The organism is Asanoa ferruginea (assembly GCF_003387075.1).
Classification (GTDB): Bacteria; Actinomycetota; Actinomycetes; order Mycobacteriales; family Micromonosporaceae; genus Asanoa; species Asanoa ferruginea.
In genome coordinates this window covers 3289063-3311371 of record NZ_QUMQ01000001.1, presented here as the reverse complement: position 1 = coordinate 3311371, position 22309 = coordinate 3289063, and the positions used below count along the sequence as shown (strand labels likewise).

Annotated in this window: 16 protein-coding genes; 2 read left to right on the top strand and 14 right to left on the bottom strand. The window is 73.7% G+C overall.

Features of this window, described 5'->3' with window-relative positions; genetic code table 11:
• The 14 genes from DFJ67_RS15675 to DFJ67_RS15610 all read right to left on the bottom strand — a co-directional run bounded on the left by DFJ67_RS15675 (window position 1) and on the right by DFJ67_RS15610 (window position 18452).
• Window positions 1-351 carry a hypothetical protein gene (locus DFJ67_RS15675; protein ID WP_116068569.1) on the bottom strand — a complete coding sequence of 117 codons (351 nt, stop codon included), beginning with the start codon at window positions 349-351 and terminating at the stop codon, window positions 1-3.
• Complete coding sequence (gene eccCa / locus DFJ67_RS15670; RefSeq protein WP_116068568.1) at window positions 348-4262, bottom strand: type VII secretion protein EccCa; 3915 nt, start codon at window positions 4260-4262, stop codon at window positions 348-350. The genes DFJ67_RS15675 and eccCa overlap by 4 nt, the downstream gene beginning before the upstream one ends.
• Window positions 4259-5299 carry a hypothetical protein gene (locus DFJ67_RS15665; protein WP_116068567.1) on the bottom strand — a complete coding sequence of 347 codons (1041 nt, stop codon included), beginning with the start codon at window positions 5297-5299 and terminating at the stop codon, window positions 4259-4261. The genes eccCa and DFJ67_RS15665 overlap by 4 nt, the downstream gene beginning before the upstream one ends.
• Window positions 5300-5310: 11 nt before the next feature.
• Window positions 5311-6621, bottom strand: coding sequence for an EsaB/YukD family protein (locus DFJ67_RS15660; RefSeq protein WP_170215868.1), 1311 nt, complete (start codon window positions 6619-6621; stop codon window positions 5311-5313).
• Between the two features lie 10 nt (window positions 6622-6631).
• Window positions 6632-6886 carry a hypothetical protein gene (locus DFJ67_RS15655; RefSeq protein WP_116068565.1) on the bottom strand — a complete coding sequence of 85 codons (255 nt, stop codon included), beginning with the start codon at window positions 6884-6886 and terminating at the stop codon, window positions 6632-6634.
• A gap of 7 nt (window positions 6887-6893) precedes the next feature.
• Window positions 6894-8855, bottom strand: a complete 1962-nt coding sequence (locus tag DFJ67_RS15650) for a hypothetical protein (RefSeq protein WP_116068564.1) — start codon at window positions 8853-8855, stop codon at window positions 6894-6896.
• A complete protein-coding gene (locus DFJ67_RS15645) occupies window positions 8852-9316 on the bottom strand; it encodes a DUF6507 family protein (RefSeq protein ID WP_116068563.1) in 465 nt (154 codons plus the stop codon). The genes DFJ67_RS15650 and DFJ67_RS15645 overlap by 4 nt, the downstream gene beginning before the upstream one ends.
• Window positions 9317-9325: 9 nt before the next feature.
• A complete protein-coding gene (locus DFJ67_RS15640) occupies window positions 9326-9631 on the bottom strand; it encodes a pore-forming ESAT-6 family protein (protein WP_116068562.1) in 306 nt (101 codons plus the stop codon).
• 26 nt (window positions 9632-9657) lie between these two features.
• Window positions 9658-9993 (bottom strand): hypothetical protein, encoded by a 336-nt coding sequence (locus DFJ67_RS15635; RefSeq protein WP_116068561.1) that lies wholly within the window; start codon window positions 9991-9993, stop codon window positions 9658-9660.
• Between the two features lie 48 nt (window positions 9994-10041).
• The gene (locus DFJ67_RS15630) at window positions 10042-10989 is read right to left on the bottom strand and encodes a DUF6177 family protein (protein ID WP_116068560.1); all 948 of its coding nucleotides are present in this window, start codon (window positions 10987-10989) and stop codon (window positions 10042-10044) included.
• Window positions 10986-13754 carry an AfsR/SARP family transcriptional regulator gene (locus DFJ67_RS15625; RefSeq protein WP_170215867.1) on the bottom strand — a complete coding sequence of 923 codons (2769 nt, stop codon included), beginning with the start codon at window positions 13752-13754 and terminating at the stop codon, window positions 10986-10988. Before DFJ67_RS15625 ends, DFJ67_RS15630 begins: the two co-directional genes overlap by 4 nt.
• 52 nt (window positions 13755-13806) lie before the next feature.
• Window positions 13807-16608, bottom strand: coding sequence for an AfsR/SARP family transcriptional regulator (locus DFJ67_RS15620; RefSeq protein ID WP_116068558.1), 2802 nt, complete (start codon window positions 16606-16608; stop codon window positions 13807-13809).
• Window positions 16609-16680: 72 nt separating this feature from the next.
• Window positions 16681-17472, bottom strand: coding sequence for a hypothetical protein (locus DFJ67_RS15615; protein WP_116068557.1), 792 nt, complete (start codon window positions 17470-17472; stop codon window positions 16681-16683).
• Between the two features lie 107 nt (window positions 17473-17579).
• Window positions 17580-18452: an alpha/beta fold hydrolase gene (locus DFJ67_RS15610; RefSeq protein WP_116068556.1), complete on the bottom strand. Its 873-nt coding sequence runs from the start codon at window positions 18450-18452 to the stop codon at window positions 17580-17582.
• Window positions 18453-18558: 106 nt separating this feature from the next.
• Between DFJ67_RS15610 and DFJ67_RS15605 the strand changes: the two genes are divergently transcribed.
• Window positions 18559-20484: an AfsR/SARP family transcriptional regulator gene (locus tag DFJ67_RS15605; RefSeq protein ID WP_116068555.1), complete on the top strand. Its 1926-nt coding sequence runs from the start codon at window positions 18559-18561 to the stop codon at window positions 20482-20484.
• Between the two features lie 54 nt (window positions 20485-20538).
• Window positions 20539-22275, top strand: a complete 1737-nt coding sequence (locus DFJ67_RS15600) for an outer membrane protein assembly factor BamB family protein (RefSeq protein WP_170215865.1) — start codon at window positions 20539-20541, stop codon at window positions 22273-22275.
• Window positions 22276-22309 lie beyond the last annotated feature (34 nt).

The following is a 22309-nucleotide window of genomic DNA, read 5'->3' as shown; positions in this document are numbered from 1 at the left end:
TCACCTGGGTGGCCAGTGCGTGCCGCCCAGGTGTTCGACCACCGCGTCCGCGAAGCGGTAGACCAGGTCCACCGTGTCTGGTCCGCTCGCCCGCAGCTCCAACCACCAGACCGGGGTCGAGACGCGACCGGCCACCTCGACATCGAGCAGGCGGGCGACCTCGCCCGGCACGGCGACCATGATCGGCTCTTCGATGACGAGCAACGGTCGGCCCGACGGGGCGCAGATCCGGGTCAGGCCGGCGTCGCCGGCCGCGTCGACCAACAGGTCCGGGCCGAGCGCTTCGAGGGCCCGGGTCACCGCCGCCACGTCCGGCATCTGCGGCACCAGCACGATGACATCGCGGCTCACGGCGTGTCCCGGTCGGTCGCGGTCTGCACCAGCCGGCCCGGTTCGCCACGCCGCACCCACCAGCCCCGGCCGGGCGGTTGTGGTCCGGCGTACACGCCAGGAAAGATCGGCCCTTCCGCCCGGTCGCCCGCCATCACCAGGCCGGTCGTGCCCGTCTCCCGCAGGGCCAGCGCGAACGGCTCGTAGAGGGCCCGCGCGGCACCCGCCACCGGCCGGGTGAGCACCACGTGCAGGCCGATGTCACGAGCGGCCGGGATCAGCGGTTGCAGCGCCTCCAGCGGGCGTTGCCCGCCGCCGGCGAGCAGGTCGTAGTCGTCGACCAGGAGCACCACCCGCGGCCCGTCCCGACCGGCGGTCGCGCCCGGGTCGTCCGGCATCCGTTTGAGCAGCTCTTTGGCCACCCCGGCGGCCAGCGCGCCGGCCATCCGGGCGTTGTGCGCGTAGCCGCCGACGAAGGCCGCCGGGATCGCGTCGCGCAACTGGCCGCGTGGGTCGACCACGGCGAACACCACCTGCTCCTCGGTGAAGCGCGCGCACAGGCCGCGGGCGACGACGCGGAGCAGGTTGGTCTTGCCGCACCGGCCGTCGCCGAGCACCAGCAGGTGCTGGTCGGCACCGAACAGGTCGAGGTCGACAGGGCGGAGTGCCAACTCGTCGACGCCGACCGGCAGCCGATCGGGCGAGGCGGTCGCCGTGGGCAGCCGGTCGGCGGGCAGCCGGTGCGGCAACACCCGCACCGGCGGAGCGACCGGGCCCGGCCACGCCGTGCGGACCAGTGTCGCGACCTGCTCCACCGCCTCGGCCAGCCCGTCCGGCACCGCCAGCCCCTCGATCCGCGGCAACGCGACCTGGCCGAACAACTTGCCCACGGTCAACGCCCGCCCCGGCTGGTCGGGGCGGATGGTCTCGGCCAACCGGCGGTCGACCGCCGAGTCGGTCGGGTCGCCGAGCCGCAACTCGATCCGGCCCCCGAAGGTGGCCTGCAGGGCCATCCGCACGTCGTTCCAGCGCAGCATGGTCGCGACCACGTGCACCCCGTAGCCGCCACCGCGCTGCAACAGGTCGGCCAACAAGGGCTCGAGGTCTTCGAAATCGGTCCGCAGGGCGCCGAGCCCGTCGACGGCCAGCACCACATCGGCGGTCGCCAGCGTGGGCAGCTCGCCGGCGGCGTGCCGGGTCCGGAGCTGCTCGACCGAGTCGATGCCGTGCTCGCGGCACAGGTGTTCGCGATCTTCGAGCATCGCGCGCACCTCTTCCATGGTGCGTCTGATCCGTTCCCGGTCACTGCGTCCGGCCACGCCACCGACGTGCGGGAAGCCGGCCAGTGTGGACAGTCCGGAGCCGACCAGGTCGATCGCGTAGACGGCGACCTGGCGCGGGGTGTGGCTGAGTGCGAGGGCGGTCACCAGCGTGCGCAGCAACGTGGTCTTGCCCGACTGCGGGCCGCCGATCACGGCCACGTGGCCACCGGCGGCGGTCAGGTCCAGCACCCAGCCGCCCTGCCCCTGGTGGGCCGGATCGTCCAGGATGCCGATCGGCACGCGCATCGGCGGCAGCTCGGCGCGCAGCCGCACGCCGCCCTGGCCGGCGACCACCGGGCCGGCGACCTGGTCGAGGGTGAGCGCGGCCGGCAACGGCGGCAACCAGATCTGGTGCACCGGCTTGGCCGCCGCGGCGAGCTGGTCGACGAGCAGCCCGAGCAGGCTGCCGCCGACCGTCCGGGCGGGCAGCTCGGCCTCGGTGTCGTCGACGGTCACCGGTGCGTTGTAGGTGCCGAACACACCGACCGCGGGTGGCTGCGCGGACCCGGCCGGCGGGGCGGCGGCGGCCGGCAGGTAGGGCGCCGACACGTACCCCGCCTTGAACCGCTGGTAGATCGTTGTGTCGACCTTGAGAAAGCCGAAGCCGGGCAACGGCGGGAGATGGAACGCGTCCGGCGTCTCCAGAACCGTGCGGCTCTCCGCTTCGGAGAACGTGCGCAACCCGAGCCGGTAGGACAGGTAGGTGTCCAGGCCCTTCAGCTTGCCGCCCTCGATGCGTTGGCTGGACAGCAGCAGGTGCACGCCGATGCTGCGGCCGATCCGGCCGATCGTCAGGAAGAGCTCGATGAAGTCGGGTCGCGCGGTGAGCAGCTCGCCGAACTCGTCGATCACCACCATCAGGTAGGGCAACGGCGGCAGGTCCGGCCGCTGCTCGCGCAGTGCGGCGTAGTCGGCGATGTTGGCGACGTGGCCGGCGTCGCGGAGCACCTGCTGGCGCCGTTTCACCTCGCCGTCGAGGCTGGCGTAGGCCCGCTCGACCAGGCCGGCGTCGTCTTCGAGGTTGGTGATCACGCCGGCCACGTGCGGCAGCTCGGCGAACGGCGCGAACGTCGCACCGCCCTTGTAGTCGATGAGGACCAGCGCGAGCTGATCCGGCGAGTGGCTCACGGCCAGCCCGAGCACCAGCATCCGCAGCAACTCGCTCTTGCCCGAGCCGGTCGCGCCGACGCAGAGGCCGTGCGGGCCCATGCCGAGCTGTGCCGACTCCTTGAGGTCGAGCAGCACCGGCTGGCCCTGCTCGTCGAGGCCGATCGGCACCCGCAGGAAACCGCGCGGGCCGCGGTCCCGCCAGAGCCAGGCCGTGTCCACCGTGGCCGGCTCCTCGATGCCGAGCAGGTTGACGATGTCGACCGGGCCGGCGTGCGGGTCCTCGTCGACCGAGTCCGGCGAGAGCCGCAGCGGCGCGAGCATCCGGGCCAACGCCTCGGCCAGGGCCGGTCCGGCCGGGTCGAGCCGGCCGGCCGAGCGCAGCGGGGCGGCCGGCCGCAGGTCTTCGACGGTCGCGTCGGCGCCATCGACGGTGATCCGGATCGCCACCTGCTCGGGCTCCTGCAGCCGGTCGGCCACCAGGTGCAGCACCGTGACACCGAGGTCGTCCGGCAGCCGCTGGGGGACCTCGCCGTAGGTGTCGTGCACGACCAGCAGCCGGTGCGCCCGGACCAGGTCGCCGCCGCGGCGTGACTCGGCGGCGAGCGCGGCGCGCTGGTCGAGTTCGGCCCGCAGCAGCAGGCGCAGCGACCCGGGATCGGTGGCGATCCGGCGGGCCGGCGACACGCCGTCGCGCGCCATCGGGTCGAGCACGTGCGGCAGCCAGCGCACCCAGGCCCAGTCGGCCTCCCGCCCGGGCGGATGGGCCACGGCAAGTGCCACGTCGTCGGGTGCGTGCAGCGCCGCGACCTGCGTCAGGACGGTTTCGACGGTACGCAGCACCGCCGCCCGTGGCCCGACGATGCTCACGTCGCCGACCCGGTCGAGCGGCACGACCAGCGGCATCCCGGGAGCCTGCCGGAACCGGCGCAGCACACCGCGCGCCTCGGCGAGCATGAACGGGTCGGTCGGTTGCAGGGCGGTCCCCTGGTCCGGCAGGGTGAGCGGCCGCACCGGCAGCGTGCCCAGACCGATCCGCAGTGCGAGAAAATCCGGGTCGGAACGCCGCCGCTCCCACCGCCGGGCCGGGTCGCGCACCACGTCGACCAGCGCGGCCACCGAGGGGTTGAGCTGTCGGGCCCGCAACCGGGCCGCCCGCTCGTCGGCGGCCAGGCTCTCCCGCAGTTCTTCGAGGTAGTCGAGGTAGCGCTCCCGCTGCTGCCGGCGGGCGCGGGCCGCCTGGCCGCGCTGGGAGAGCATCAGCAGGCCGCCGATGACCAGCGCCGCGACCAGGACCAGCGCGCCGATGACGGCGAACCCGCTGCCCCGGAAGAACAGCATCATCGACAGCGAACCGGCGATGCCGACCGCCGGCAACAACATCATGACGTTGGACGCGGCCCGGCCTTCCGGCAGCGTCGGCGGCGCCTCGACGACCCGGGCGACCGGCTCCGCGGCCGGGCGGGTGGCCCGGGCCGGCCGGTGCACCAGCCGGGTGGTCACGACCGCCCGCCGCAGGCGATGGTGAGCGCCAGCCCGGCGATCCGCAGCACCGCGTCGACGGTGGGCAGGCCGAGCCGCTTCGGCCACAGCGGAGCGCCGGTCGCCAGGCTGCGGTCATACTCGAGCGCCACCGCCGGCGTGCCGGCGCAGAGCGCCCGCAGCGCCGGCCCGTCGCGCAGGCCGTGCACGGGAGCGTGGCCGACCAGCACCGGCACGGTGCGGCCGGCGACCTCGGGACCGGTGCGGTCGAGCCAGGTCAGCGCGGCGCGCACCCCATCCACCGTGGCCGGGACGGCCAGCACCAGGCTGTGCGGGTGCGCCAGGTAGCGGGGATCGGTCGCGCCCTCGGCACCACCGTCGAGCACGCTGACGGCGTAGTAGCGGGCGATCCACGAACCGGCGGTCCAGAAGTCGTCGAGGGCGACACCGGCCGGACGGTCGAGCACGCCGAGCCGCTCGCCCGCCCCGACCACCTTGGCCGCGCCGTCGAGCCCCGACCTGATCAGGTCCGGATAGGACCAGTGCAGCGCCGAGCCGAGCCGGAACGACAGCGAGCCGGCGCCGGCCGTGGCGTCGAGCGCGAGCACCCGGTCGCGGCGGTGACCGGCAAAGGCCAACGCGAGCAGCGCCGCGAGCGTGGTGGCACCGGAGCCGCCCGCCACCCCGGCGACCAGGATCCGGCGGCACGTGGTGACCGGCTGGGTCACCCGGCCGAGGTCGCCGGCGATCGCGTGGGCCTCCGCGGTGGCCCGGGCGCCGAGGAGGCGACGGGCGACGCGTAGGGCCGCGCGGGCCGGCGGCTCGCCGCGCGGATGCCGGCCCGTCAACGCCCGCACCGCCCTGGCCGCGGCGGCCGGGTCGGGAGGCGGGGTCGGTTCAGCCGCCAGGGGCCGGGCCCGGCCGACCGCCGGCAGGGTGGCGGTGTCCGCCTCCATCGCCGGGTTCAGCAGCGCCGGCCAGCCGGCCGGTTCCGCCTGGCCGGCGTCGCCGCCGCCGAGGTCGCGCAGGACGTCGCCGTACCAACCGGGCTGGCTCATCGGGTGACCTCTCAGAAGCTGTGCAGCAGGCGGGCGTAGACGCCGAACACACCGAGGGCGACCGGCGGCAGCGCGACCACCGCCACCGCCTCGATCCGGTCGGCCACCCGCCGGGCCCGGGCCTGCACGTGCGCGGGCGGGTCCAGCGCGAGCACGCCGAGCGCGAGTAGAGCCGCGCCCGCGACGGCCGCGACCATCCACGCCGTCGCGCCGCCGGCGGTGCGTACCCAGGCAGCGAGCAGGCCCAGCAGGACCACGCCGGTGGCAGCCGACAACGCGACCACCTCGCCGACGAGTGGGAAACCGCGGGCCCGGCTGGCCAGCACCACCGCCAGCAGCCCGGCCGCGGGTGCGGCCCACCGGTCGGCGTGCGCGGCGAGCAGCCAGCCGGCGAGGGCGGCGGCAGCGGCACACACCACCACGACGAGGGTGAGCGTGCGGTGCGCGGCAGTCAGCGCGCCGGTCACCTCCCGCCGGGCCACCTCGCCGCCTCCGGTGCGCCGGTCATCGAGGCGGCTCAGCCCGGCGACGGCCAGCGCCAACCGGGGCAGCAGTCCGATCAGGACGGTTGCCAGCACGGCCAGCGCCGCGGCGAGCCTGGCCGGAGGCAGCCCGGCCAGGGTCGCCACCCAGCCCAGGGCGATCAACAACAGACCGAGGCCGCCGCCGGCGACGCCGGCCCGACCGACCGGGCTGGCCAACCCGTAGACCACGAGCAGCACACACCCGATGGCCGCCAGCAACGCCCCACGCGCGCCGGTCGACCAGCCGGCCGCCGCGATCCAACCGGCCTGCAACGCGACCAGCCCGCCGGCTGACACGAGCGCCGTGCCGACGGGCTCGTGCACCCGCCCGATGCCGGCGCCGGCCAGGCACAACGCGACCGCACCGACCGCCAGCCACGGCGCTCCGGCGGGCCCGGCATCGGCCAGCGTCGCCACCGTCCCGGCGAGCAGCACCACCGCCGCGGTCGCGGTCCAGCGCCGGGCCGCCGGCCCCCATCGCCAGGCATGCGCGCCGAGGCCGTCGGCCGCGTCTTCGGTCACGTCGTGCACAACCGGTGCCGGCGGGCTGTCGTCGACACCGACCAGGTCCAGCACGGCGCCGTCGGGCACGCCGGCGGCGGAGAGGGTCACCTCGGCATCCAGCACCGCGCCGGCACGGGTGACGAGCTGCCGGGGGCGCGGCGGTTGGGCGACCGGCTCGTCGAGCAGGACCATGACCTCGGGCAGCAGGCGGCCGACCGGCTCGTCAGCGGGCAGCACGGTGTCGAGCCGGCGCCGCGCGCCGACCACCGTGACCCGGCTGTAGCGGACCGCCACGTCGCCCTCCCTATCGTGCCGGCACGGTCGCGGTGACCGCCGGCTTGTCGCGTTCCTGCTGAAGTGCGATCTGGTGCCGCACGAACGCCCACCCGACGCAGCCACCGGCGAGCACGGCGGCGACCACGACACCGGCCATCGCCCGGCCCAGGCCTTCGCCGTAGGAGCGCCGGTTGGCCAGCGAACCGAACATCAGCGCGTCCCGCAGCCGCCGGCGGCGAACAGCGACCGACTCGAGCAGCTGGGCGTCGTAGTCGCGGACCATCGCGGCCTCAGTCAGCCGGCACGAGCGGATGCTGGCGCAGATACTCGGCGATCGCGATGTCGGGATGCAGGCGCAGATAGTCGAGCGTCCTGCCGAGCGGCGTCCCCAGGAACTCCTGCGTCTCCGGCGCCTGCGGCCAGAAATACTCGCCGGGCAGGTTGCTGGCGGTGTCGACCGGCCCCGTGCGCCAGAGCACCAGGTCGAGCAGGTTCTCCCGGGCCCCTTCCGGCAACTTGGTCCAGATCCGCTCGAACTCCGATGTGGACAGTGTCGGCGCCGGCGCCGCGACCGGTGGCGGTGCCGCCGGATCGTGGTGCGGCAGGCCGGTCCGCTGCGCCTCGAGGATCCGGCGGTCGGCCTCGTCGAGCATCGCGTCGAGGTTCGCCTGGTGCTGGCGGGCCAGTGCGGCCAGCCGATCGGTGAAGTCGCGTTCGATAGCCGGGTGGTCGGCCATCTCGGCCGCCCGGAGAGCACGCAGCTTGGCATCGTGCAGCGCGGCCCGCTCGGGGTAGTAGGCGTCGCCCAGCGATTTCTGCGCGTCGACCGACCACTGCCTGGCGTGCCCGACCGCGGCCTCCGGGTTGTGCACCGGTTGCGGGGGCAGGTGGCGTGGCGTCAGGTTGGAGCCGTCGCGGCCGAAACCGGACCGGACGGCGTCAGCGAGGTCCCGGATGGCGGGTGAGCCGAACTTCGCGCCGACCCGCACGTCGGCGCCGACCCAGGCACCCTCGCTGACCGCTTTGGGTAGCTCGCCCGCGTGTGCCAGCCGCCACCAGCCACCGCGCTTGGCGGCCTCGCCGCCCGCCTCGGCCAGGCGTTCCAACGCGTGGGTCAGCCCGACTCCCTTGGCCGGCGAGGGCGTGAACAGTCCGGCGATGTTGCCGGCCACCTTTCCCGTGCGTACCCACGGATCGTGCTCGTCGGATGCGACGAAGCTGAGCCCCAGCTGCTTCCAGGTCTGGACGTTCTGGTGGCGCAGCCCGCGGTCCAGGTAAGTGCCGGGTGCGCCGGCCAGCATCAGCCTGCCGACGCCGGCCCAGGTCTGCTTCGCCGTGCCCGCCTTGAACGTGATGCCGAGCTGACCTCGGTGCATCGGGTCCTTCGCGCTCACGAGACCCAGGCCGGCCAGGCCGGCGTAGAACTTCACCGGCGAGAACACGAGACTGTCGAGAATGCCGGCGACCAGCTTGGTGAAGATGTCGATGCGGTGCTTCGGGATCGACTGCCAGCCACCCCACGGGAGGTCGTGACCGGAGGTGAGGGCCAGGCGGCGCCAGTCGTAAGGGCGTGCCCGCGCGTCGTCGAGCCGCAGCGCGCCGTTGCCCGGCTCGCGGACCGGCGGGATCTCGCTGGGCATCGGCAGCGCCGCGGTGTCGGTGTGCGACTCGATGGCCGCCACGCATGCCTCCTCGGCGCGCATGATGCCGTCGAGCGCGTCGCCGACCTGGTTGCAGAGGCTCATGTTGACGTCTTTGCCGAACGTGCGGTTCCAGGCCGGGTAGAGCTCGGTGCGCCAGTCCTTCGGCACGCCGGCGCCGCCGTGGAACTTGGCCTCGGAGGTCAGGCTCAGTGCCCAGGCCCGGAATGCCGTCGCCTCCGCGCGCAGCACGTCGAGCTTCAGCTGCAACGTCCCGACCGCCGAGGCCAGCGTGCTGAGGGCGGCGCCGACGGCGGCGAGGTCGGCGTTCGGCTTGCCGGCCTTGGCGACCACCCGGCCAGTGCCCGCGACGAGCTGATCCGCCTCGGGCGCGTCGTAATGGTCGGGCAGCCCGTCCCGCCAGCGCTTCTCGATGCCCTGCGCGACCGACTCGATCCGCTTGCCCAATGCGATCAGCTTGGCCGCGTCACCGTCCAGGCCGCCGACGTCGTAGTGGACCTCGGGGATCGCCGCCGGGTCGATCAGCGCGCCGCCCAGCCCGTAGCGCGCGGTTTCGTTCGACTTCCAGTGCTGGCGGTAGTAGTCCGTCACGGCTTGCCCCCGTTGACCTGCGCGAGCCAGTCGGCGAGGGATGGGTGGCTGCCGTTGCGGGCGTTGTCAGCGTCCTGGCGCGGCAGCGCGGCCAGCCCGCCGGCTTCCCGCGCACCGGCGTGCTGCGCCCGGTCGCCCACGGAACCCGAGACGTAGACCTCACCGTTCGCGCCGCGGCGGGCCATCTCCAGGTCGGCTTCGACGTAGGCGTTGGTCGCGTTCGCCGCGGCCGACAGCACGTCGCTGGTGGCCGCGTACACCGCCTTGAGCTGACCGCTGACGGCGAGGCCGAACGGGCTCAGCAGCCCACGCACCGGCGACATCGGGTCGAGATGGGTCGTCGCGGCCTCGACCGCGTCCTGGGTGCTCTCACTGGCCTTGGCGAGCTGGTCCCGGGCGTACGCGTCGACGGTGTTGACCACCTGCCGCACGCCGAGCGGTTCGATGCGGTAGCGGGCCACGACTCGTCCTCAGATCGCGTCGACCGCGGCGCGGGCCCGGGACTGGGCCTGCCCGGCGGTGCTGTCGTTCTCGCTCAACGTCTTGCGGATCAGCGCGATGATCGAGCGGACCTCCTGCGCGGCCCGGTTCCAGCGCACCTCCTTGCCGTGGTAGAGGTCGGAGACGCCGTCTGCGGAGAAGTCCGCCAACGCCGACTTGACCGCCTGGTCACGGTCGTTGATGAGGCTCTCGAGCTGGCCGACCACCCGCGCGATGTTGCCCTGCGCCTCGGCGGACGCACCGGTGTCGTAGCTGAGCCGATCCAGTGAACCCATCACCGCTCCTCGTCTGATGTGGACGGTCAGGCCAGCGTGCGGAACGACGCGCCGGCGAAGTCGGCCGAACCCTCGGTGCCGTGCGAGGTGTCCGCCATCGACTGGTCGCCCTCGACGAACGAGGTGCTCATGCCCTGCTGGCCGCCGAGAATCGAGGCGACGGCCGAGTTCAGCTCGGCCGTGATCTCGTCGCCGCGGGCCTTGAACCGGTCGAACGCCACCTTGGCCGAGCCGTTGAACTTGCCCTCCAGCGGCTCGGCGGCGGCGATCAACTGCCGGATGAGCGCGCCCAGGTCCTGGTGCGACCCCTGGGTGCGGTTGATGAGCGTCGGCAGCGCGTCGCTGCCCATGTCGAATCGCATGGTCGCCTCCCGGAGGTTTTCGCGCAGCCGGAGGCGCCGGCTGCCGGGCTAGCCAACCGCGTCCGGCTTGCCATCCTCCTTGCCGGCCATGGCAACGGATCTGACCTGGGCGTACGCGGCCCAACCGGCGGACAGGTCGCAATGGACAGCCGGGCCCGCGGTGCGGGCACCTGGGAGTGCGAGCAGTGCGTCGCGCCCGTCGCCGGTATATGCCGTCGGACCTACCGTGACGCACAGCGGACGCCCTTCGGCGGGCTCGAACGGCACCTGCGTCAGGTCGGCCCGGCCCGGCCGGAACACCATCAGCGCGAGTCCCAGCGGATGGTCGGTCGCGAGCCGCGTGGCCAGCTCGTCAAGGTCTGGCGGTGCGGCGGCGAAACCACCCACGGCCATGGTCAGCGTCTCGCTGATGCCGGCGGGCTCGATGGCGAACTCGAGCAGCCCGATGGCCGCCCGCTGACCACCACCGACCACCACCAGCGTGGTCGGTCGCCGCCCCCGGCTGGCCGCCGCGATGCTCAGCTCGATCGGTCGCCAGGGCTCGGCCACCGGTTCGGCATTGCCCCAGCCGGCCGGCGGCCCGCCGGTCAGCGCCGTGCACACCGCCTCGGTGGCCAGGCCGAAGGAGGCCGGCGGGCTGGTGTGCAGCAGCCGCACGGTCATCCAGAGCTGCGAGCCGGCATCGGTTGCCGCTGCCGGGCCGGCGGGCTCGGCGTAGGCCGCGAAGTCTCCCTCCGACCAGTGCAGGGGCGCACCGGAGTCGGCGTCGAAGTAGCCGTGCTCCGGGTAGCGGACCACCCAGCTGCCGGCCCCACCGGCCAGCACGGCGTGCAACGGCATGGTCAGCCGGGTGGTCGGCGGCGTGACCACCCGCACCGCCCGGCCATCGCGTTCGGCGGCGAGCAGCAGGTCGACCAGCCCGCGGTGCAGGCCCAGCACCGGCCGGTCCTGCAACACCACACAGGCCCGGTCGGTGACCGTGTCGGCGACCCTCAACTGTTCAACCGGATCACGTCGGGGGTCGCCGGCACCGCCGCGGCGAGCAGCTCTTCGCCCTCGTCGTCGGCGAGGTGCCCCAGGTCGACAAGCTGGCCAACCGAATCCCGCCAACTCGCTCGCGCGACCCCGTGTTCGCCGAGCGTGTGGTGGGCCAGCCCGAGAGCCCAGAGCTGCTCGGCCTCGTTGTAGCGGTCGCCGACCTCGCGGAACACCCGCAGACCGGCCCGGTGGTGACCGAGCGCCTCGCCCGGCTGGCCGGCCCGCTGGCACGCCCAGCCGAGGTTGGCCCGCGCGATGCTCGCGCCGCGATGGTTGTCGAGCGCCTGGAACGCGGCGACGCTGCGTCGCTGGTAGCGCAGCGCGCGGTCGTGCGCACCCATGCCCTGCAGGGCAAGGCCGAGGTTGTTGAGCACACCGGCCGCGCCGGCCCGGTAATCGGCGGCCCGGCTCACCGCGAGGCTGCGCCGCAGGTGGCGCACCGCGTCGTCGAACCGGCCGAGCTGCCGGTAGCTGTTGCCGAGCTGGGTCAGGCAGCCGGTGATGCCGATCGGGTCGTCGAGCTCGCGCCAGATCGCCAGCGCCGCGCTGATGTGCTGCACCGCCTCGGTGAGCCGCCCGATCTGCCCACACATCACCCCGAGGTCTTCGAGCGCCTGCGCCTCGGCCCGCCGGTCGCCGATCCGGCCGGCGGTGTGCGCCGCGAGCGCGTTGAGGACCAGCCGCTCGTCGTGGTGACCCCGGTTGGCCAGCGGCCGGTAGAGGGCGAGCACCAGCTCCACCGCGAGCCGCGGCAACGGCCCGGGTAGCCCGGCCGCCAATCGCACGGTCGCCACCAGGGTTGGCAAGTTGGCGTCGCCCCAGGCGGCGGCCTCGGCTGCGGTCCGCGGCCAGCCCCGGCCGTCGGCGCCGGCCGACGTGCGCGCCACCCGGCGCGACTCGCTGGGGTGGATCAGCAGCGTCGCCTGCCGCGCGAGATCGAGGTAGTGGGTGAGGAGCTGGCCGATGGCGGCGTGCCGGGTCGGGACCGATTCGTCGCGCGCGACCCGGGACGCGGCGTAACCACGGACCAGGTCGTGCAGGAGATAGCGGCCGGGCACCCGCTGCTGCACGAGGTGCTCGTCGAGCAGGCTTTCGAGGATGCCCTCGGCCTCGTCACGCGGGCGGGCGACCAGGGCACCGAGCGAGTCGGCGGTGAAGTCGGGGCCGGGGTGCAGGCCCAGCATCCGCAGGAACCGGCGTTGTTCGGACCCGAGGGCCTGGTAGGACAGGTCGAACGCCGATTGCAGAGTCTGCCGGCTGTCGTCGGTCGCGAGCCGGTCGACCAGGTCGGCGACCGTCCACGTCGGACGGCCCTGCAACCGTCGGGCGGCCAGCGTGACGGCCAGCGGCAGGTGACCGCAGAGTTCGGCGAGCTGCGCCACGTCGGCGGTGTGTGCGACGACCCGGCCGGGCCCGGCCACCCTCGTGATCAGCTCGGCCGCCTCGCTGGGGCTGAACACGTCGAGCGGCAATGGCCAGCCGCCCTCCAGCCGGAACAGCCGGCGTCGGGTGGTGATCAGCACCAGGCAGTGTGGGCCGCCCGGCAGCAATGGCCGGACCTGTTCCTCGTCGGCCGCGTTGTCGAGCAGCACCAGCACCCGACGGCCGGCCAGCAGGCTCCGGTAGAGGGCCGCGCGCTCCTGCGGGTCGACGGGTGCGTCGGGCACGCCCAGCTCGCGCAGGAACCGGCCGAGCACCTCGTGTGGATCGGCCCGCGGCTGGTCGCCCGCGAGCCCGTGCAGGTCGGCCCAGAGCTGCACCTCGTCGAAGCGGCCCTGGTCGACCAGCAATCGAGCGACGTGCACCGCCAGCCGGGTCTTGCCGACGCCGGCCATTCCTTCCACGACCGCGATCCGCGCGGCGCCCGACGGCCGGCCGGCGAGCTCCACCAGGCTTTCGATCTCGGCCTCGCGGCCGGTGAACTCGGCGATGTCCATCGGAAGCTGGCGCGGGAGGCCGCCGGCCCGCGGTGGGGGCGGCGCGAGCCCCGGGTCGGCGGTCAGGATCGCCTGCCGCATCCGGGCCAGGCCCGGCCCGGGGTCGATGCCCAGCTCGTGGGCGAGCCTGGCCCGGGCCCGATCGAGCACGTCGAGCGCGTCGGCCCGCCGGTCCGATCGGTGCAGGGCCAGCGCGAACCGCTCCCACAGCCCCTCCCGGAGGGGATGCTCGGCGACCAGGCCGGACGCCTCGACGACGACGTCGGCGTGCCGGCCGCACGCGAGGTCGGCGTCGATCGCCAGCTCCAGCGCGGTCAGCCGGAGCTCGGTGAGGTCGGCGACGACCCGCTCGCGAAGCCGGTCGCTCCCGCTGTCGGCCAGCGCCGGGCCGCGCCACAGCGCCAGCGCGCGGCGCAGGACCGTTGCCCGCCGCTCGGGGTCGGTCACCGCACGGGCATCACGGACCAGCCCGGCGAAGCGGTGTGCGTCGATGGCGGCCGGATCGGTCCGCACCACATACCCGCCATGCTGGGCCGCGATGACCACGCCGGGCTCGAGCCGCACCCGTAGCCGCGAGACGTGGGTGTGCAGGCTGGCTCGCGCGGAGTCGGGCGGATCGCCGTCCCACAGCAGGTCCATCAGGCGCTCGGCGGGCACCACCCGGTTGGCCGCCAGCAGCAGCACGGCGAGCAGGCAGCGCTCGCGGCGGCGGCCCAGCGGAAGAGGTTGGTCGCCACGGTGCGCCTCGATGGGGCCGAGCAGCAGGAAGCGGGTATCGCCAGTCACCGTCGTGAACTCTCCCGTCCCGGTCTCTGCCACCCATCATGGACCTGGCCGGTTACGACGTGGTTATGACATTTGTCAGCCCGAGCACCTCGATCGCGGCCGGCACCACATCGACCGGCCCCCGCCTGATCTCCGCCACCTCGTCGGCGGTCAGCCGGCCGGTCTCCTGGAGGATCGCAAGGGCACCGTCCCAGTGCCGGCGGGCCGGCCGCGAGCGGCCGAGCCGGTGCAGCACGGAGCCGATCCCCCACATCTCGCGGGCCTCGTGATGACGCTCGCCGAACGCCCGGTGGTTGGCCAGGCTGCGGCGGTAATAGGTCAGGGCCCGGTGGTAGTCGCCGGCCGCGCGCAGGTCTTCGGCCAGGTTGCCGAGCGCATGCGCTTGCGACCGGACGTTGCCCAGTTCGTCGGCCAGCGCGAGCGCCTTCTCGTGCACCTCGATCGCTTCCGCCAGCCGGCCCTGTGCGCGGTAACCGCAGCCGAGGTTGTCGAGCAGCATCGACTCGCCGTGCTGGTCGCCGACGGCGCGGCGCAGCGCCAACCCGCTCTCCAGGTGCGCGATCCCTTCGGCCAACCGGCCGACGTGCAGATAGGCCAGGCCGCAGGCGTTGAGAGCGCCGGACTCGCCGAAGCGGTCACCAACGCGGCGCCACAGGACGAGGGCGCGTTCGACCTCTTCGACCTCGTGGGCCTGGCGACCCAGCCGGCCGTAGGCGTAGCCGAGGAACATCCGGGCCCGCGCCTCGGCCGGCCGGTCGCCGAGCCGTGCGGCCACCGCCACGACCGCCTCGCCGCAGTCGATCCATTCGCGCAGATAACCGCCCATGTCCAGGGGTGTGGCGAACGCGGCACCGAGCCGGATCGCGGCGGCGCTCGCCTGGCCCGGCAACGCGGAGAGCTGGCGCACGATGCCGACGATGTGAGCCCGTTCGGCGTCGAGCCAGACGCGGGCGGCGGCGGCCGTGCCGCCGTCCAGGCCCGCAGCCGCGTCGCCCAGCCACTTCGCCTGGCCCGGGTCGAGCAACCGGGTGGCCCGCTCGCCGATGGCGGCGTAGTGGTCGGCCACCCGCACGAGCGCCTCCGGTGCCAGGCCGGCCCGCTCGCGAGCGAACAGCCGGATCAGGTCGTGCATCCGGTAGCGGCCGTCGGCCGGCTGCTCCATCAGCTGGATGTCGACCAGCCGGTCGAGTGCGGTCGCGGCCTGCGCCACCGGCAGCGCGGCGACGGCACCGGCGACCTCCGCGGTCACATCCGGCACGTCGAGGCCCGCCACCTGGGCCAGCAGCGCGGCCACCTCGGGTTGGCCGCCGAGGTCCTGGTGGCTGGCCGCGATGCTGGCCCGCACCGCCAGGTCGGCGTGCTCCAGCGCGTCGAGCCGGCGCCGTTCGTCGGAGAGCTGGTCGGCGTAGGTGGCCAGGCTGCGCGCCGGTTGCGCGACCAGTCGTGCGCCGGTCACCCGCAGGGCGAGGGGGAGCAGCCCGCAGAACCGGGCGATGTCGGCCGCCGCGGCGTGCTCGGCGGCGACCCGGTCGCCGCCGGCCAGCCGGGCCAGCAGGGTCAGCGCGTCGTCCTGCCCCAACGGCCCCAATCGCAGCTGGGCGGCGCCATCCAGGGTGGACAGCACGCGCCGGCTGGTGACCAGCACCGCGCAGGAGCCGCCGCCGGGCAGCAGTGGTCGCACCTGGTGCGCGTCGAAGGCGTTGTCGAGCACGAGCAGCATCCGGCGGTTGGCGGTCGCCGAGCGGAACCGCGCCGCGGCCTCCTCGACATCGTGCGGCGGCTCGATGCCCAGTGAGCGCAGGAAGCGGGCGAGCACGTCGACCGGTGTCAGTGGCCGCAGCCCCGCGGTCGCACCGTGCAGGTTGACGAACAGCTGCCCGTCTGGAAACGCGTCTGCTCTGGACAGGGCCGCGGCCACAACGACGGCGAGCGCCGACTTGCCGACCCCGCCGATCCCGTTGACGGAGGCGATCGCGGTGGTGCCGGTCCGCGCGGTGAGCACGGCGCGGAGCTGCTCGATCTCGCCGGCCCGGCCGACGAACGCGGGCACCTCGGTCGGCAGCTCGGCCGGCTTCGGCACGGCCACCACCGGCTGCGGCAGGTCGAGCGCCGGATCGCCGGCGACGATCGCCGCGCGCAGGTCGCGCAGCGAGCGGGCCGGCACGGCGCCCAGCTCTGTGGCGAGCCGCCGGTGCAGCTCGCGATAGTGGCGCACCGCCTCCGCGGTACGGCCCGCCCGGTGTAGGGCCAGCATCAGCCGGGCGGTCACCTCCTCGCGCAGCGGATGCTCGGCCTGCACGGTCCGCAACAACTCGACGATCTCGCTGTGCCGGCCACGTGCGATCTCGGCGTCGGCCAGCGCCTCGACCATCGCGAGCCGCAGCTCGGCGAGGCGCGCCGCCTCTACCCGCACAGGCTCGAGATGGTCCTGGCCGGCGAAGGCCGGACCCCGCCAGAGGTCGAGGGCCCGCCGCAACACGGCGACGCCGGCGGCGAGGCGGCCGGCGCCCAACTCGGCCCGGCCCTGACCGAGCAGCGCCTCGAACGCCGGGGCGTCGACCTCGGCCGGCGCGACGGACAGCGCGTACCCCTGCTGGTCGTGCTTGATCCGGCCCGGGTCGCCGAGCGCCCGCCGCAGCTCGTGCACCCGCACCTGGAGTGCCTTGGCCGCGGTACGCGGCGGTTGGGCCGGCCAGAGCGCGTCGACCAACTGACCGGCCGGGACGGGCGCGTTGGGCCGGCAGGCGAGCAGGGCGAGCAGGTCACGGTCGCGTGGTGGCAACCGCTGCTCAGCGGCGAGCGTAAGGCTCAGCGGCCCGAGCACCCGCAGCTCGATCGCCGGCCCAGGGACCACGGTGGTCTCCTCGTCGTCAGCCCGATGTCGACTCCACCGTCTGCCCGCGGCCTTGCCACGGATGGCAAGGTCTCAGTGGCCGAGGTCAGCGGCGTAGTAGACGGCTTCGACGAGGTCGGCCGGCGGGTTGAGCACCATCGCGATCGGCACACCGATCCACAGGTCGACGACCTTCCAGGCCACTTCACGAGAGGTGGTGCGGACGATGCGGCGCAGGATGCGCCTGCCGTCGGGCGCCATGGACGGCCGGACGACCACGACCGGCTTGCCGCCCTCGACCCGGTAGACGAACGCGTCTATCCGGCGCTGCTCGTCGCCCAGCTCGCGGCGCAGGTAGTCGAAGAGCTCCTCGGTCGCGGGCACCTCGGCCCAGGCCTGGGCCGGGCCGTCGACGACCCGCGCGAACAGGTCTCTGGCCAGCTCGTCGAGCTCGGTGGCGGGCAGCTCCGCGAGGGCCGGCCCGGAGGACCGCACTCGTTCGGGCTCGGGCACTGCTGGTTGCTCGGGGATCGTTGCCGGCTCGGGGATCGTTGCCGGCTCGGGGGCCGCCGCCGGCGCTGGGACCAGCTCTAGTCGGGGCGCTGGTTCGTCCAGAGCCAGTGGCGGCTCTGCGGCCGCTGGCGGTTGGGCCGGTGGCGGCTCGGGCACGAACTCGGCTTCCGGAAGCGTCAGCTTGAGCCGGCGCGCGATGTCGGCGAGCCCGCTCGGCGGCAGGTCGGTCAGCATCACCCGATGGTGGACCGTCGGCAGCGGGAGATCTTCGCTGGCCGGCCACACACCATCATGGACCGACAGCTCGATCTCGGCGGTCTCGGCGTAGGGCTCCCCGCGCCCCTCCTCCGGCGGATCCGTTACCTCTTGCACGGGTCGCGACCCCCTCACTTAGGCATCGCTGTCCACCGTAGGGCCGACCCCCCGCCACCCACGACGGACGCCGTGTGCGGCGGGGGTCGGGTCACCCGTCCGAACCCTCATCGGCTCAACAGGTCACGCAACGCTTTGACGATCTCGTCGGGCGCCTCCTCCGCCATGAAGTGACCGGCCGAGGTCGTGCGGTGCACCAGGTCCGGCGCCCAGGCACCCCAGATCGCGGCCGCGTCATAGCCGAGCGCCGCACCCCAGTCCTGCTGCACCACCGCGACCGGCATGGCGAGCCGGCGGCCGGCGTCGCGGTCGGCCCGGTCGTGTGCCACGTCGATGCCCGCCGAGGCCCGGTAGTCGGCGACGATCGACGGGACCGCCGCCCGCGAGGCGGCCAGGTAGGTCGCGCGCACGTCGGGCGGGATCGCGGCGGCGTCGCCGGCCCAGCCGTCGAGGAACGAGCCGAAGAACTCGTCGGCGCTTGCCTCGATCATCCGCTCGGGCAGGCCCGGCGGCTGGGCCATCAGGTAGAGGTGGAAGGCGACCGCCGCCTGGGCGCCGTGCAGCACATCCCACATGTCCAGCGTCGGCAGCACGTCGAGGGCGGCCAAGTGGGTGATCGTCTCCGGGTGGTCGAGACCGGCGCGGATGGCCACCAGCGCACCGCGATCATGGCCGGCGAGGGCGAACCGGTCGTGTCCGAGTGCCTTCGCCAGCGCCACGACATCGGCGGCCATGGTCCGCTTCGCGTAGGTGAGCTCGCCGGCCTCCGGCTTGTCGCTGGCGCCGTACCCCCGTAGGTCTGGGCAGATCACGGTGTGGTCGGCGGCCAGGTCGGCGGCGACATGCCGCCACATCAGGTGGGTCTGCGGGAAGCCGTGCAGGAGCACGATCGGGCGGCCGGAACCGCCCACCGCGGCGGTCAGCGCCACTCCGTCGTCGACGGTGACGCGGCGCAGGTCGAATCCGGGAATCGAGGGCATCTGCCAGGGTCCTTTCGTGGTGGGTTCGGGATCCAGCGTGCCGATCGCGGATGAGCAACCGATGAGCGCGATACGTTGGCCTCCGGTTTGCGGGAGAGGCGGGTCGGTGCCGGTCGGGTTCGGTGTGCTCGGTCCGGTGGTCGCCTGGGACGCCGCCGGTGCGCCGATCGACCTGCGGGGCCCGAAGCACCGGGCGGTGCTGGCCCGGCTGATCGTCGCCCGCGGCCGGCTGGTCCCGGTCGACGTGCTCGTCGACGACCTGTGGCGCGACGACCCACCGGCCGGCGCGGTGAGCGCGGTCCGCACGTTCGTGGCCGCGCTGCGGCGCGCGCTGGAGCCGTCGAGGGCACCCCGGGCCCGGCCGTCGCTGCTCGTCACCGAGGGCCCCGGTTACGCGCTGAAGGCCGAGCCATCCGCTGTTGACGCGTGGCGGTTCGCCGACGTGGTCGCCGACGCGTCAGCCCCACCGCCGAGGGTTGTGCTCGACCGGCTCGACGAGGCGCTGACCTGGTGGCGCGGGCCGGCGTACGCCGGATTCGAAGATCAGATTTGGACCGTGGCCGATCGGTCCCGGCTCGAAGAACTGCGGCTCAACGCGGTCGAACTGCGGGCCGAGGCGATGCTGGCGCTCGGCCGGGCCGCCGAGGCCGTGCCCGACCTGGACGCGCACGTGGCCGCGCACCCGTGGCGGGAGGGTGCCTGGCGGCTGCTGGCCTCGGCGCTCAACCAGACCGGCCGGCAGGGCGACGCGCTCGCGGTGCTGCGCCGGGCCCGCGACCTGCTCCGCGAGCAACTCGGCATCGATCCCGGTCCGGAACTGCGCCGACTGGAGACCGACATCCTCCGGCAGACCCGCCCGTCGTCCGCCGACCAGATCTGGGCGGACGCGGCGGCCGCCTACGACCGCACGGTGTCCGGCGCATCGGTCCGCCTCGAGTCGACGGTCGACCTGCTGAGCGGCCTGGCGGTGGTCGGCGGCTTGGAGGCGGCGCGCGGCCAGCGGCTGGCGGCCATCGAGGCGGCCGAGCGACTGGGCGACCCGGAACTGACGGCGCGGGTGATCGGGCGCTACGACGTACCCGCTATCTGGACGCGTTCCGACGACCCGGCCCAAGCGGCCGACGTGGTGGCCGCGGCGACGCGGACGCTGGCCGCTCTTCCGGCGGACGCCCCGGACGCGGTCCGGGCCCGCCTGCTGGCGACGATCGCGGTGGAGTCGCGCGGCACCGACGCCTCGGCGGCCGCCCTGGCGGCAGAACAGGTCGCCCGCCGGCTCGGCGACCCACCCCTGTTGGCCTTCGCGTTAAACGGCGTCTACATGCAGACGTTCCAGCGCGCCGGCCTGGCACCGGAGCGCGACCGGATCGGGGCGGAACTGATCACCCTCTCGGCCGAACACGGGCTGGCCTCGTTCGAGATCCTCGGCCACCTGGTGCGCCTACAGGCCCGGTCGGCGCTGGCCGACTTCGCGGGGGCCGACACGCACGCGGCCGCCGCGGACCGGCTGGCGGCACGCCACGGCCGGCCGCTCGTCTCCGCGTTCACGGCCTGGTACCGCGCGCTGAGGTTGGCCGCGAGCGGTGCGTCGATCTCCGCCGCCGAGGCCGCCTACCGGGCCGCCTCCTCCGAACTGACCGGTGCCGGCATGCCAGGTGTCGAGCGCGGCCTGCTGCCGCTGGCTGTGCTGTGCCTGCGGGTCTGGCACGACGAGCCGGCCGACTTCGACGACTCGACCGACTGGGGGCCTTACGCACCCTGGGCCCGGCCTCTCGTGCTGCTGGCGCGCGACCGCCGGGCGGAGGCCGCGACCGCGCTGCGGCAGGCTCCGGACCCGCCGGCCGACCTGCTGTTGGAGGCGCTCTGGTGCCTCATCGGCCGGGCGGCCGTCCACGTCGGCGACCACGACCGCGCCGGCCGTGCACGAGCCGCTCTGACGCCGGCGGCAGACGAACTGGCCGGCGCCGGCAGCGGCATGCTCACCGCCGGCCCGATCGCCGACCACCTCGAACAGCTCACCGTCAGTGGCGATTGAGCGACCCGTTTCGCGGATCCCTCGCTACGCGGAGTGTCCGATAGCCTGCCGTGCGTGGGTGGGCATGTGTTCATCTCTTACAGCCGGAGCGACAAGGCCTATGTGGAGCGGCTCGCGACGCATCTGGCCGACGCGGGTGTCCCGGTGTGGTTCGACCACGCGATGGTGCCGGGTGACCAGTGGGAGGAGGTGATCATCGAAAAGATCAACACCTGCGCGGCAGTTCTCATCGTGATGACGCCGGAATCGAAAGCCTCGAAGTGGGTGAAGCGCGAGATCAGCCACGCGGAGGGGCAGGACAAGCGGCTCATCCCCCTATTACTGGCCGGCAAGGTGTTCTTTCGCCTGTCCGACTACCATTACGCCGACGTCAGAGACGGCCGTCTTCCCAACGAGCGACTGATTGACGAGTTGCTTGCTCTCGCTGGCTCCACCGCTGCCGGTCCTGCCGAAGCACCCCCAAGTCAGTCCCCGGCAAACATCGCAGCTGCCACGATCGGCTGGAGCACCGTCCAGATCGGATTCGCCGGCCGGGGCATCCGCCAGCAGGTGCCGCCGTTGTCCGAGGCGCACCAGCTCATATTCGATCCCGCGATTCTGGACGGCTTGTTCCCGCAGGCGACCTCGGCCAGCTACCCTCCCGCGCTGGCTGAAGACGTGCTGCTGGTGGCCGGAGGCGACCGACGCTTATATGGCGTCGACGGGCACACTGGGGCTGTTCGGTGGTCCGTTGCCGGACGCGACGGCATTCTCAGCACACCGCTGGCCGTGCAGGGTCGGCGAGTGCTGGTCTACGACTCAACCACCCACCTGCACTGCATCGACACGAACTCCGGCGAACTGTTGTGGTCCCGGCTCCTCACCTACCCTGCGAGCCAGATCCGTCTGCACACCACGCCGTCGACCGTATACGTAGCGGTTGGAAACCAGCCAACGCCCACTCAGCAGCCCGCAGTGAGCAGCAACCCCACGGTGGCGACGGTCCAGACTGGCGTAGCGATCATCGGCGCATTCCGCGGCCGTCCCGAGGGCCGCATCATCGCTTTCGACCTCGCCATCGGTGTCGAGCGCTGGCAGGGATCGACCAACCTCGGGCAACCGCTGTTCGCGCTCGACGACCACGTCGTCGTCTGCCGGGGTCGCCGGGTGGTCAGCCTCTCCGCCGAGGCTGGGAAGGTCCGCTGGGAATGTGCGGTCGACCAGGAACCGACCGCGCTCTTCGCCGACGTCGACAACGTCATCTGCGGCACCGTGTCGGGTCGGGTGGCTAACATCGATCCGGCTTCGGGCACCCGGCGGTGGCAGGTCATTCCCAGGCCCCGCCCTTCGGTCCGCTTCCTGCCTGGTGATCCGATCACCTGGCGCCTTGGCGTCGCCGACGGAGTTGTCATCGCCGCACGGCCCGAGGGCAAGCGCGTCTACGGGCTCGACGCCACCACCGGAGAGAGCGGATGGCACGTGCACGTCTCGGGCTGGGGCGGGCAGCTTTCGGCGGTCGCGGTCGCCGACGGTGTCGCCTATGTCGGTTCGCGCGACATGCACGCGATCGAAGTCGCTACCGGCCGCGTCAGATGGGTCTACCGACCAGACGGGCGTGCCAGCGCGGCCGCGGTGGACGGCTCCAACGTCTACTTCGGAACGGACAGGTCCATCTACGCGGTGGCCGCGTCGACCGGCGAGCCGCACTGGCGCCATCCCGTGGGCAGGTGGCTGGGCACGGCACCGACTGTCGCCAACGGGCACGTCTACGTCATCGACGGTGATGCGACGGTGACCGCGCTCATGGCCTGATACCCGAAACGACCCCCCAGAAGAGGGCCGTTTC

Coding starts and splice junctions, on each gene's coding strand:
- DFJ67_RS15655 (WP_116068565.1), bottom strand. CDS start 6,886: ATGGTCCGCGACTACGACGCCCAGCTGCTCGAGTCGGTCGCTGTTCGC.
- DFJ67_RS15610 (WP_116068556.1), bottom strand. CDS start 18,452: ATGCCCTCGATTCCCGGATTCGACCTGCGCCGCGTCACCGTCGACGAC.
- DFJ67_RS15635 (WP_116068561.1), bottom strand. CDS start 9,993: ATGCGATTCGACATGGGCAGCGACGCGCTGCCGACGCTCATCAACCGC.
- DFJ67_RS15640 (WP_116068562.1), bottom strand. CDS start 9,631: ATGGGTTCACTGGATCGGCTCAGCTACGACACCGGTGCGTCCGCCGAG.
- DFJ67_RS15665 (WP_116068567.1), bottom strand. CDS start 5,299: ATGAGCCAGCCCGGTTGGTACGGCGACGTCCTGCGCGACCTCGGCGGC.